Origin of the sequence: Lysinibacillus sp. FSL P4-0201 (assembly GCF_038593425.1) — a bacterium.
Classification (GTDB): Bacteria; Bacillota; Bacilli; order Bacillales_A; family Planococcaceae; genus Lysinibacillus; species Lysinibacillus capsici.
In genome coordinates, this window is the sequence record NZ_CP151995.1 from 4,060,163 (window position 1) to 4,072,740 (window position 12,578).

A 12,578-nucleotide genomic window follows, 5' to 3' on the forward strand; every position below is an offset into this window, starting at 1 on the left:
TATCTCTCCTTTGAACAATTACAATATTTGTAATTGTTTAAACAACTGAAATACTTTCACGAATTAGCGCATAACAGCAGGTAATAATAACTTATTCTTCATCACATCGAAAATTCCTTGTGGTGTTATACGAATATATGGTAAATGAGTAGATTGTAAAAATAATAATGTATAAATGGCATCTCCTAATTGATAGCCTCTATCTGCTAAAGCTTGTTTTAAAGCCTTTTCTTTCTCTGTTAAAGTGAATACATCTCCATCATATAAAAGTCCACCAATTGTTAATGGTATGTCCGCTATAACTTCTCCTTTTTCGACGAGAACAATACCACCATTCATTGCCTTCATTTCTTCGAAGGCTTTAATCATATCGTCTTTATTTTTTCCAATTAACAATATGTCACCAGTGTTTGAATAAGAGGATGCAAAGCCTTGGACATCTGTTGCAAATCCTTTAATCATTGTATTTACATGCCAGTTGCCTTTTCGGTTAATGAGCATTAAATAGCACTCATCATGATTTGCCAATTGCCCTTCTTTCGTAATTAAAGAATTATAAGGCTTTGTAATCACATCATTAACTAATTGAATCCCAAACGGCATAGAAAACTGGAAATCCTGTGAATCTAATGAGAAATCTAAATCTAAAGCTGGGATGGCAGAATAATCAATTGTCGCCATTCTATGCACACGATCCCCATTACGCTTCAACCAGACACCCTTTGATAAAACACTTTCTGGAACAGGATGATATTCATCTTGTAAAATATTGAGTGAAGCAAAACGCCCTGTTGCGATAAAACCATGTAAATTAGACATGTTGTAATAACGTGCTACATTATAGGAAGCCATTTGATAAGCATCAATAGGAGATACCCCTGCATCTAAAGCTACTTGAATGCATTTATCCATCACACCATCCTCATGGAATGAAGGAGTTGAACCGTCTGTTGTCATCATTAAATGATCAAAGATTGGAAGCTCTTTTTCTACTATTCCTTTTAGTAGATGTGGTAAATCTGGTCGTATGGAAGAATGACGTAAAGTTACAGCATAGCCCTGCATAATACGACGCTCTACCTCTTCTACTGTCATTGCCTCATGATCACCATCAGCACCGAGCAGTTTCATTCGTGCCAATGTTCTTTCTGAAGCTCCAGGGAAATGACCTTCAATTTTTTTTCCCAGTCCCTTAGCCATTTGCATACGATAAAGCATTTGATCGTCGCCATGCAACAGCTTAGGCCAGCCTGTCAACTCTCCACCAAGTAAGACATCACTTCGCTCTAACCACTCTAATATAGAAGTATTAGAGAAAACCTCTTCTTCTTGCTCCAATTCAGTTTGTGAGTCAAAGCGAGTCCACCAATAAAAAGAAAAAGGTAGCTTTTTCAAACTCTCTAAAATTGAAAACGCTTTCTTATTTTCTAAATTTAAAACAAAGCTTAAATTATCCGAAATAAAAGTTGTTGTCCCAAGCTGACCACAAAAATCTGCAAATGACTGTGGATGATAAAGCTGGAATGGGTGTACATGTGGCTCAATATAGCCAGGTACGATTGTTTTTCCTGTACAATCCACCACTTCTGTTCCTTCTAATAAAGGAGGCATTCTGTCACCAGCATAGACAATGCGATCTCCCAAAATCCAAATGTTCCCTACTATGAATTGCTTTAACATACTATGCAAATAACGTGCATTCTTCAGCACGATATCTGGTGCCTTTTTCCCATCGATTACTGCTAATTGTTGACGTATTTTTGTTATTTTCCATACTGGATCCATGCTATTCGCTCCTTCCTAAATTACGTAATTTTTCATTGTGTAAATCCAACTTGAAATCACATACTACTACTGCATAATCGCATATTTTCATAAAAATTATGCTTTATGCAATCATCTTGTTTCAATCGTAACACAGCACTTTCATAAAGCAAAGTGCACCTCGCTTATTTTTTCCACAATGACTAAAGGAGGAAGTAATGATGATGCAGCAAGCAAATTTAAGCGAAAAGAATGCATTTTGTCGTTTTGCCATGGGGACAAGTTTAACCGCATTTGGTATCGCTAAAGTTTCTAGAAATCCTAATTGTACAAAAGGTCGATTAATGATTGCATTAGGTGCCATGAAAATGGCTGAGGGACTTTTTAAATATTGTCCAACGAAAGCAGTTTTAAGCTCCAATATGCAGAATGCCATGAACACCTCTATGCAAAGTATGTTCAGCGGGCAAAATTCTATGTCTACTGAACAAATCGATAAGCTCATGAAGGATTTTTCCTCTGCTATAGCTGGTAATTCTTCAGGTTCACAAGCTACTGCTTCAAAACAATCTAACACCAGCACTTCAACTCAAAATTCCTCAAATAGTAGCGATTCTTCAACGAATAAAGCTCAGAATCCTTCTTAGTCAAAGGAGCCGTCCCAATCTATTATTGAGACGGCTCTTACCTCTTACGTTTTGAAACAACAAGAGGTTTCAAAAGACGATAAAAAATATTTAGTGAAAATAATAATTACTTAAACGTACGCCAGCCAATATCTTTACGGAAGAAAAAGTGATCCCATGTTTCCGTTGCAATACCTTCATAAACCTTTTCCTGTGCTTCTTGTAAAGTAGCTGCTTTTGCACCAACTAAAAGTACACGTCCTCCATTACCAACGAATTGACCGTCTACTAATTTTGTACCTGCATGGAAAACTGCATGTGATGTCGAAATTGCCTCTAAATTCGGTAATACCTTACCTTTTTCAACGTCTCCTGGGTAACCCTCTGCTGCAATGACTACACCAAGCATTGCTTCTTCTGACCATTGTAAATCAAAAGGCTGTTCATCCATTAACGCCATCATAAATGCACCAAAATCTGAAACCATACGTGGCAATACAACTTGCGTTTCAGGATCACCAAAACGAGCATTAAACTCTATGACCTGAGGACCTTTCTTCGTTAAAATTAACCCTGCGTATAAAATACCTGTAAAGGAAGCACCATCTGCCTCCATCCCTTTAACAGTTGGTTCTACAATAGTTTGAAATGCAATATCTACTACCTCTTGTGGGATTTGTGGTACTGGTGAATAAGCACCCATACCTCCTGTGTTTGGTCCTTTATCACCGTCATAAGCTCGTTTATGATCTTGTGCAATAACCATCGGATAAATTTGTCCTTTGTGCACAAAAGACATAAAGGAGAATTCTTCACCGTCTAAAAATTCCTCAACGACAACACGTGAAGAGGATTCACCAAAACGTTGGTTTCCAATCATATCCTCTACAGCTTCAATCGCTTCTTCCTCTGTCATTGCCACAACGACGCCCTTACCAGCCGCTAAACCATCAGCCTTAATGACAATAGGCGCCCCTTGTTCTTTAATATACGCTATTGCTTTTTCTGCTTCAGTAAATGTTTCATGTGCTGCTGTAGGAATATTGTATTTATTCATAATTTCTTTCGCATAGGATTTACTGCTTTCTATTTGAGCAGCAACTTTTGTAGGACCAAAAATACGTAAACCTCTAGCTGTAAAGAAATCGACAATGCCTTCAGCAAGCGGCTGTTCTGGGCCAACAAATGTTAATGCAATATCATTTTCCTTGGCAAATTGAGCGAGACCTGCGAAATCCATTGTATCAATAGCAACAACTTCTACTTCGCCTCGCATCCCATCATTTCCTGGCGCTACGAATACGTTGTTCACTGATGGAGAGATGCTAAATTGTTTAGCGATTGCATGCTCACGGCCACCGCTTCCGATTACTAATACATTCATTTTAGAGAATCCTCCTCTTTGTAAGTAAAACCGAGATGAACCAACATCTCGGTCTGTTTAGATTTCTATATAATTCTACAATTAATGTTTAAAATGACGTACGCCTGTGAATACCATCGCAATGCCGTATTCATTTGCTTTATCAATGGAATCTTGATCTTTAATGGAACCACCTGGTTGAATAATTGCTGTAATTCCTGCAGCTGCTGCCGCCTCCACAGTATCGCTCATTGGGAAAAATGCATCCGATGCTAATGCAGCACCTTTCGCTTTTTCTCCAGCTTGTTCAAAGGCAATTTTAGCTGCACCTACACGATTCATTTGCCCTGCACCAACCCCAAGTGTCATTTGAGAATCTGTTACAACAATCGCATTGGATTTCACATGTTTGACAACAGACCAACCAAGTTGCAATGCTTCCCATTCTTGCTCTGTTGGTTCACGATCTGTCACCACTTTAATATCCGCATTGCCAAAGCCATAACGATCTGGCTCCTGTACAAGAAGGCCACCCTCAACTGATACTACATTGAATGAATCTTGTTTCGCTTGCTCGAAAGGAATTGTTAGTAAGCGGATATTTTTCTTTTTCGTTAAAATATCTAATGCTTCTTGTGAGAAAGCAGGTGCAATAATAATCTCTAGGAAAATATGACTTAGCTTCTCAGCAGTTGCTGCATCCACTTCCATATTTAATGCGATAATACCGCCAAAAATAGATGTTGGATCTGCTTCATATGCTTTATCGAATGCTGCCTCTAACGTGACACCAGTGCCAACACCACATGGATTCATATGTTTCACCGCTACAGCAGCTGGCATTTCAAATTCTTTTACAATTTGCAATGCTGCATTACCATCTTGAATATTATTGTAGGATAACTCTTTACCATGTAATTGTGTAGCATAAGCTAATGAAAAGTCAGAGCCAAGACGCTTTTGGTAGAAGGCCGCTTTTTGGTGAGGGTTTTCGCCATAGCGTAAATTTTGCTTTAATTCATATGTCATCGTTAAGCTCTCTGGGAACTCTTCTTCAGTCAGGTAGTTCGAAATATAAGAATCATAAGCGGCTGTGTGACGGAAAACTTTCGCAGCTAGTTTACGACGTGTTTCAATTGTTGTGGCACCGTCTGCTTTAAGTTCCTCTAATACTGTTGCATAGTCATTGCTGTCCACGATTACTGTTACATATTGATGGTTTTTTGCAGCAGAACGTAACATTGTTGGACCACCGATATCAATGTTTTCAATTGCATCATCCCAAGTTACATTAGGCTTTGAAATTGTTTCAACAAACGGATAGAGATTAACACAAACAATTTCAATTGGTTCAATTCCATGCTCATTCATCTGTGCTTGATGAGAGACATCATCAAACTTTCCTAATAGACCACCGTGAATCATGGGATTTAAAGTTTTCACACGACCATCTAAAATTTCAGGAAACTTCGTTACTTCATCTACTGCTGTTACAGCTACCGCATTATCCTGTAACATTTTTTTTGTACCGCCAGTTGATAAAATTTCATAACCTAATGCTACTAATTCCTTTGCAAATTCTAAAATACCATCTTTATTGGAAACACTGATTAATGCACGTTTTGTCACAACAATATCCTCCTAATTTTTATCGTGCTGTCCACGAACTGACTTGCTTCAATAGATTAATAGAGTTAGGTCTTACTTGTTGAGTAGGATTCTCGACCTAACTCCCTCTTCAGTTACTGTAATAATTGCTGTAATGCCTTTGTATATAATAAATGCTCTTGTTTATGAATTTCAGCTTCTGTTGCCTCGCGATTTCCTTCAATGACAGGTACCGCTGCCTGAGCGATAATTGGTCCAGTATCCATTCCTTCATCAACAAAATGCACTGTTACACCTGTTATTTTCACACCATGATTAATGGCTTGTCCAATAGCGTCCTTTCCAGGAAAGGCAGGCAATAGGGACGGGTGAATATTAACAATTCGCTGTGGAAAGGCTGCTAATAATACGTCACTGATTAAACGCATATACCCAGCAAGCACAATCCATTTCACATCGCACTCATGTAAAGCTTCGATAATAGCTGTCTCATATGCTGACTTCGAGACAAACTCTTTTGGATTCAATGCTAACACTGGAATCCCAAAGTTTTCAGCACGTGTTACTACAAATGCTCCAGGCTTATCTGTGACCACTAGTGCGACCTTTGCATGGAGTTCACCACGTTCAATGGCCTCTTGAATGGCTTGAAAATTGCTACCGCTACCTGACGCGAACACGGCTATTTTTGTTGGTGCAGTCATTACACTAAACTCCCATCATGTGAGCCATTAAATACTACTCCGTCACCTTTAATAACACGTCCGATTGTATAAGCCTTTTCACCATTTGCTTCAACTGCAACGATTACTTTATCAGCTTCAGTTTCTGGCACAGCTATTACAAATCCAATACCCATGTTAAACACATTATATAAATCTTTATCTTCTAGCTGACCTTTCTCTTTTAGGAATTCAAAGATACGTAATACAGGCCAAGAACCTAAGTCGATTTCCGTTGCTAGTCCCTCTGGCATCATGCGTGGTAGATTTTCATAGAAACCGCCACCTGTAACATGTGCACAGCCATGTACATCTGCTGCCTTTAAAGCTGCTAGCACAGGTTTAGCATATAGCTTTGTTGGCACTAGAAGCGCCTCACCGATTGGGCCTAGATCTTCATAGCCTTCTACAATAGCATCCACAGCATATTGATGATCTGCAAAGACAATTTTACGCACTAAAGAATAACCGTTTGAATGTACACCACTTGATGCAATTCCAATAAGTACATCGCCTTCTACGATTTCTTCACCTGTCACGATAGCAGACTTTTCACATGCGCCTACTGCAAAGCCAGCTAGATCATATTCATCTTCTTCATAAAGACCAGGCATTTCCGCAGTTTCTCCACCTATTAGAGCCGCACCTGATTGCACACAGCCATCTGCAACACCTTTGACAATTTGTTCGATTTTTGCAGGCTCTGCTTTTCCAAGAGCTACGTAATCTAAAAAGTACAGCGGTTCTGCTCCTTGAGCAACAATATCATTTACACACATTGCTACACAGTCCACACCGATTGTATCGTGCTTGTCTACCATGAAGGCTAGCTTTAGCTTTGTTCCAACACCATCTGTCCCCGAAATAAGAACAGGTTCTTTAAGATTCAGTTCTGACAAGTCAAACATGCCACCAAAACCACCAAATGTCCCCATTACACCTAGACGGTTCGTACGTTCAACATGAGACTTCATTCGTTTTACGGCTTCATAGCCCGCTTCAATATTTACACCTGCTTGTTCATATGCCTTTGACACGCAGAGTTCCTCCTTATCATCCAAGTCGCCTAAGTTTCCTAGATAGAAATGACTGTAAGACACTAATTTGTTGCGATGTTGTTCTTAACGTAATAATTCTTTTTCATGTGGCAAAATCGTATCCGGAAAAATCTCTGTTGGATATTTGCCTGTAAAGCATGCAAGACAAAGTCCTCGGTTTTCATCTTCGTATGGTCGTGCAATTGTTTCTACCATCCCCTCAACAGAAAGGAATGTCAGAGAGTCTGCACCAATTGCTTCACGAATTTCATCTACATTATGACTAGAAGCAATTAGTTCTTCATGCGTTGATGTATCAATGCCATAATAACAAGGGTTTGTCATCGGCGGTGATGAAATCACAACATGAACTTCCGCTGCACCAGCATCTTTTAGCATTTTGACAATGCGACGAGATGTTGTACCACGAACGATAGAATCATCAACCATTACTACTTTTTTTCCTTTTACGACTTGAACAACAGGTGAAAGTTTCATTTTCACACCACGTTCACGTAGCTCCTGTGTCGGCTGAATAAACGTACGACCAACATAACGGTTTTTAATAAGACCTAATTCATAAGGGATTCCACTTTCTTCTGCAAAACCAATCGCTGCGGAAATACTTGAATCAGGAACACCTGTTACAACATCTGCTTCAATATGCGCACACTCACGAGCAAGCTGTTTACCCATACGTTTTCGTGCCATATGAACGTTAATACCATCAATATCCGAATCAGGACGTGCTAAATAAACATATTCCATCGCACACATCGAACGTTTATCCATATCAGCAAAACGATCTGATTTTACGCCCTCATCATTAATAATGATTAATTCACCTGGTTCTACCGAACGAACGAATTCTGCACCAATTAAATCGAATGCACAAGTTTCAGAAGCTACCACCCAGCCATCTCCTAGCTTTCCAAGAGATAATGGACGTAAACCATGTGGATCACGTGCAACAAGCATTTCATCCTTTGTCATAATTAAGAAAGAATAGGCACCCTTTAAAAGAGACAGGGCATTTTTCACCTTCGCACGGAATGGTGAATGCGAACTTTTCTTAATAAGATGCGCCAACACTTCTGTATCAGAGCTAGAGTGGAAAATGCTACCTTGTCGCTCTAGATATTGCTTTAAATGTGTCGCATTGACTAAGTTACCGTTATGGGCAATTGAAAGGCTACCAGTTGAGGAGTGGAATAATAATGGCTGTACATTTTCAATACCGCCACCACCAGCAGTCGTATAACGAACATGCGCAATAGCTGCTTTGCCGTTCACTGCTTTTAATTTATCTTCGTTGAAAACATCATTAACTAGTCCTTCGCCTTTCACCGCGCGAAGATGCTGTCCGTCTGAAACGACAATTCCAGCGCCTTCTTGTCCACGGTGTTGAAGAGCATGAAGCCCGTAATAGCTAAGGTGCGCTGGACTTGGGTTACCCCAAATACCAAACACCCCACATTCTTCGTTTAAGCCTCTGAGTTCAGCAAGCATGGGATTGCTCCTTTCCAATTAGAACGGAATTCCTCCACTGTACCTTCTACAAGCACACCTTTGTCCCCGTTGATTTTCACAAGTGCATCGTTTGTTACGACACCAATTTTTTGAGCATCTTTCATGATTTCTACAAATGCTGCAGCATTTTCTTCTTTAACTGTAACAACAAAACGAGATTGACTCTCACTGAATAGCGCGGTTGTTGCAGAGCCTGTTAATGTTACATCCACACCAAGACCGTTAGCGCCAAATGTTGTTTCAGCAATCGCCACAGCTAGACCTCCCTCTGCTACATCATGCGCAGATTGAACAAGGCCAGCTTTAATCGCCTTTAATAAAGATTGCTGACGTGTTGCTTCAACCTCTAAATCAATAGCTGGCGCTTTCCCTGAAATAACACCATTATTTAAAAGTTTTTGAAGCTCTGAACCGCCAAATTCTGTTTTTGTCTCACCAATAACAAAGACAAGATCTCCTGCTGCCTTTACATCCTGTGTCGTTACATGTGCTAAGTCTTCAATAAGACCAACCATACCAATTGTTGGCGTTGGATACACCGCTTCGCCTGAACGCTCATTATAAAGAGAAACGTTACCTCCGATTACTGGAGCATTTAATGCCGTACAAGCTGCCGAAATACCATCTGCAGATTTTTCAATTTGCCAGAAGATTTCTGGTTTCTCTGGATTACCAAAGTTTAAGCAGTCTGTAATCGCAAGTGGCGTGCCACCAGTTGCCACGATATTACGAGCTGCTTCGGCTACTGCGATAGCACCACCCACTTCTGGATCTAAATAGATATAACGTGAGTTACAGTCTGTTGTCATTGCCAACCCTTTATTTGTGCCACGTACTCGAATAACAGCAGCGTCAGAGCCTGGTTTAACAACTGTTGATGTACGTACCTGATAATCATATTGATCGTATACCCATTCTTTAGAAGCAATTGTTGGTGCTTTTAATAAAGCAATGAGTGTTTCTTTGTAATCAGTCACAGCAGGTTCAGTGTTTTCGATTGCTTGGAACTGAGCATAGTATGCAGGTTCTGCAGATGGTTTATGATAAACAGGTGCATCTTCTGCTAATGCGTCTGCAGGTACCTCTGCAACTACTTGTCCTTTGTGTAGCAGACGAAGCATTTTATCATCTGTAACGCGACCAATCGCTACTGCATCTAAATCGTATTTATCGAAAATCGCTTTAATTTCATCTTCGCGACCTTTTTTCACAACTAAAAGCATACGTTCTTGAGACTCAGACAACATCATTTCATATGCTGACATTCCTGTTTCACGCTGAGGCACTAAGTCTAAGTTCATTTCTACACCAGAACCAGCCTTTGAAGCCATTTCTGCTGAAGAAGAAGTAAGACCAGCTGCACCCATATCTTGAATACCAACTAGAGCATCCGATTTTACAACCTCTAAACAAGCTTCAAGTAAAAGCTTCTCCATAAATGGATCTCCAACTTGTACTGCTGGACGTTGGTTTTCTGATTCCTCAGTTAATTCCTCAGAGGCGAATGTTGCACCATGAATACCATCACGGCCTGTTTTCGCTCCAACATACATCACTGTATTACCTACACCAGCAGCAATGCCTCGTTGAATATCTTTATGATCAATTAAACCGACACACATAGCATTCACTAGAGGATTACCTTCATAGCAAGGATCAAATTGAATTTCGCCACCTACTGTTGGGATTCCGATACAGTTACCATATCCTGCGATTCCCGCTACTACTTCTTCAAATAGATATTTACCACGTGCTGACTTTAATTCACCAAAGCGTAACGAGTTTAACATAGCGATTGGACGTGCACCCATTGAGAAAACGTCACGGATAATACCACCGACACCCGTTGCAGCCCCTTGATAAGGTTCAATTGCAGATGGATGGTTATGCGATTCCATTTTAAACACTACTGCTTGTTCGTCACCAATATCAACAATACCTGCACCTTCACCTGGTCCTTGTAATACCTGTGGACCTTTAGTAGGGAATTTACGTAGTACTGGCTTTGAATTTTTGTACGAGCAGTGTTCAGACCACATTACTGAGAAAAGACCTGTCTCTGTCCAGTTAGGTAGACGTCCTAAAATACCTTCTACCATTGCAAATTCTTCGTCTGACATCCCCATTCCAGCGTATAGCTTCTCATCTTTAATCTGCTGTGCTGTTGGCTCAAACTTAGTTGTTGACATGATTTTCCCTCCACTGCTTCACGATTGATTTAAATACTGCTAGACCGTCTGCGCCGCCCACCAGTGCATCAACAGCTCGCTCTGGGTGTGGCATCATCCCTAATACATTGCCGCGCTCGTTTATAATCCCTGCGATATCTTCTAAAGAACCGTTTGGATTGTCACCTGAGTATGTGAATACGATTTGATTATTATCTTTTAGTGATTGTAAAGTTTCCTCGTCACAGTAGTAGTTACCTTCACCATGTGCGATTGGAATATTGATGATTTGACCTTGCTCATATTGATTTGTGAATAATGTATTGTTGTTTTCAACTTTAAGCTGCACTGTACGGCACATAAATTTTAAGTTTTTATTGCGCAATAAAGCTCCTGGCAATAAACCTGCTTCCGTTAGGATTTGGAAGCCATTACATACACCTAATACAGGTTTACCAGCATCTGCTGCCTTCTTAACTTCTGTCATAATGTTAGATTGATTAGCCATTGCACCACAACGAAGATAATCCCCATAGGAGAATCCTCCAGGTACTAATACACCATCAAAACCACTTAGATCTGTTGCTGTATGCCATACATATTCTACTTCTTCACCTAGCTCGTCTTTAATCGCATGATACATATCGATGTCACAGTTTGACCCAGGGAATACGAGTACTGCGAATTTCATGATTAAATAGCCTCCTCGACTTCGTAACGGTAGTCTTCAATTACAACGTTCGTTAAAACCTTTTCACACATTTCTTTTACTAGAGTATCAATGTCACGTTCTGAATCTTTAATTGATAGTTCAAGATATTTACCGATACGTAAATCTTCTACTTCACCGTAGCCCATCTTAGCTAAAGAACCTTGTACTGCAGAGCCTTGAGGATCAAGAATACTCTCACGTAATGTTACATAGATTTTTACTTTTTTCATTGTTATTTGCCTCCGAGTCTAGAAAGTATAATAGTATAAACTTCAGTTAAATTACCAAGGTCACGACGAAAAACATCTTTGTCTAACTTTTGCTTCGTTGTTGCATCCCAAAGTCGGCATGTATCTGGTGAAATTTCATCTGCCAATAATACATGACCATCCATATCACGGCCGAACTCTAATTTAAAATCAATCAATGTCACATTGACATCTGCAAAGATCGGCTGTAGCACTTTGTTAACGGCTAATGCACCATCATAAATAGCTGTTACTTCAGTTGGTGTGGCAAGTTCAAGAACATCAATATGTTCTGTCGTAATAAGTGGGTCGCCTAAATCATCGTCTTTATAATAAAATTCAACGATTGGTCGTTTTAAAGGTGTCCCTTCTTCAAGACCTAGACGCTTTGCTAAACTTCCAGCAGCAATATTACGAACAACTACCTCAATCGGAATAATTTCTACTTTTTTTACAAGTTGTTGTGTATCGGATAATCGTTTTACGAAATGTGACGCAATTCCGTTAGCTTGTAATTTTTCGAAAATTAATGAAGTAATGCGATTATTTAAAATGCCCTTACCTTCAATTTCCTCTTTCTTTTCACCATTGAATGCTGTTGCACTATCCTTGTACTCAACAAGTAGCACATTTGGCTCCTCTGTTGTGAACAATTTTTTTGCTTTACCTTCATACAAAAGTTGACCTTTAGTCATTTCGTTTTCCCCCTGATATTATGAGATACGCTTGTAATAATGTTCAGAATTGAACCGTATCTCTACGATTCAACTCTGAAACTTTTACTGGTGGCTCTAACATTT

The 12,578-nt window shown here is 39.7% G+C and carries 11 protein-coding genes; 1 reads left to right on the forward strand and 10 read right to left on the reverse strand.

Annotation, left to right across the window (positions count from 1 at the left end):
• Positions 1-63: 63 nt before the first annotated feature.
• Entirely contained in the window at positions 64-1,785 is a 1,722-nt protein-coding gene (locus MKY76_RS20510) for an adenine deaminase C-terminal domain-containing protein (protein WP_342557095.1), read from the reverse strand.
• A 197-nt stretch (positions 1,786-1,982) separates the two neighbouring features.
• Here MKY76_RS20510 and MKY76_RS20515 point away from each other — a divergent pair, with 197 nt between their 5' ends.
• Positions 1,983-2,411 (forward strand): YgaP-like transmembrane domain, encoded by a 429-nt coding sequence (locus MKY76_RS20515; protein ID WP_269897892.1) that lies wholly within the window; start codon positions 1,983-1,985, stop codon positions 2,409-2,411.
• 106 nt (positions 2,412-2,517) lie between these two features.
• On the opposite strand, the gene purD is transcribed toward MKY76_RS20515, so the two are convergent.
• The 9 genes from purD to purC form a co-directional block, all read right to left on the reverse strand.
• Positions 2,518-3,774, reverse strand: coding sequence for a phosphoribosylamine--glycine ligase (gene purD, locus MKY76_RS20520; RefSeq protein WP_342557096.1), 1,257 nt, complete (start codon positions 3,772-3,774; stop codon positions 2,518-2,520).
• An 81-nt stretch (positions 3,775-3,855) separates the two neighbouring features.
• Positions 3,856-5,382, reverse strand: a complete 1,527-nt coding sequence (gene purH / locus MKY76_RS20525; RefSeq protein WP_066038207.1) for a bifunctional phosphoribosylaminoimidazolecarboxamide formyltransferase/IMP cyclohydrolase — start codon at positions 5,380-5,382, stop codon at positions 3,856-3,858.
• A 113-nt stretch (positions 5,383-5,495) separates the two neighbouring features.
• Positions 5,496-6,065, reverse strand: coding sequence for a phosphoribosylglycinamide formyltransferase (gene purN, locus MKY76_RS20530; protein WP_004225729.1), 570 nt, complete (start codon positions 6,063-6,065; stop codon positions 5,496-5,498).
• A complete protein-coding gene (gene purM, locus MKY76_RS20535) occupies positions 6,065-7,120 on the reverse strand; it encodes a phosphoribosylformylglycinamidine cyclo-ligase (RefSeq protein WP_257962134.1) in 1,056 nt (351 codons plus the stop codon). The genes purN and purM overlap by 1 nt, the downstream gene beginning before the upstream one ends.
• A gap of 84 nt (positions 7,121-7,204) precedes the next feature.
• Complete coding sequence (gene purF, locus MKY76_RS20540; protein WP_048394893.1) at positions 7,205-8,629, reverse strand: amidophosphoribosyltransferase; 1,425 nt, start codon at positions 8,627-8,629, stop codon at positions 7,205-7,207.
• Positions 8,605-10,839, reverse strand: a complete 2,235-nt coding sequence (gene purL / locus MKY76_RS20545; protein ID WP_112116715.1) for a phosphoribosylformylglycinamidine synthase subunit PurL — start codon at positions 10,837-10,839, stop codon at positions 8,605-8,607. The genes purF and purL overlap by 25 nt, the downstream gene beginning before the upstream one ends.
• Complete coding sequence (purQ, locus tag MKY76_RS20550; RefSeq protein ID WP_048394895.1) at positions 10,826-11,509, reverse strand: phosphoribosylformylglycinamidine synthase subunit PurQ; 684 nt, start codon at positions 11,507-11,509, stop codon at positions 10,826-10,828. Before purQ ends, purL begins: the two co-directional genes overlap by 14 nt.
• 2 nt (positions 11,510-11,511) lie before the next feature.
• Positions 11,512-11,760: a phosphoribosylformylglycinamidine synthase subunit PurS gene (gene purS, locus MKY76_RS20555; RefSeq protein ID WP_004225741.1), complete on the reverse strand. Its 249-nt coding sequence runs from the start codon at positions 11,758-11,760 to the stop codon at positions 11,512-11,514.
• A 2-nt stretch (positions 11,761-11,762) separates the two neighbouring features.
• Positions 11,763-12,473, reverse strand: a complete 711-nt coding sequence (purC, locus tag MKY76_RS20560) for a phosphoribosylaminoimidazolesuccinocarboxamide synthase (RefSeq protein ID WP_048394896.1) — start codon at positions 12,471-12,473, stop codon at positions 11,763-11,765.
• Positions 12,474-12,578 lie beyond the last annotated feature (105 nt).

Excerpts from the sequence above, each read along its gene's own strand:
- purD (WP_342557096.1), bottom strand. The coding sequence starts at position 3,774 with ATGAATGTATTAGTAATCGGAAGCGGTGGCCGTGAGCATGCAATCGCT.
- purF (WP_048394893.1), bottom strand. The coding sequence starts at position 8,629 with ATGCTTGCTGAACTCAGAGGCTTAAACGAAGAATGTGGGGTGTTTGGT.
- purS (WP_004225741.1), bottom strand. The coding sequence starts at position 11,760 with ATGAAAAAAGTAAAAATCTATGTAACATTACGTGAGAGTATTCTTGAT.
- MKY76_RS20510 (WP_342557095.1), bottom strand. The coding sequence starts at position 1,785 with ATGGATCCAGTATGGAAAATAACAAAAATACGTCAACAATTAGCAGTA.
- purQ (WP_048394895.1), bottom strand. The coding sequence starts at position 11,509 with ATGAAATTCGCAGTACTCGTATTCCCTGGGTCAAACTGTGACATCGAT.
- MKY76_RS20515 (WP_269897892.1), top strand. The coding sequence starts at position 1,983 with ATGATGATGCAGCAAGCAAATTTAAGCGAAAAGAATGCATTTTGTCGT.
- purC (WP_048394896.1), bottom strand. The coding sequence starts at position 12,473 with ATGACTAAAGGTCAACTTTTGTATGAAGGTAAAGCAAAAAAATTGTTC.
- purN (WP_004225729.1), bottom strand. The coding sequence starts at position 6,065 with ATGACTGCACCAACAAAAATAGCCGTGTTCGCGTCAGGTAGCGGTAGC.
- purL (WP_112116715.1), bottom strand. The coding sequence starts at position 10,839 with ATGTCAACAACTAAGTTTGAGCCAACAGCACAGCAGATTAAAGATGAG.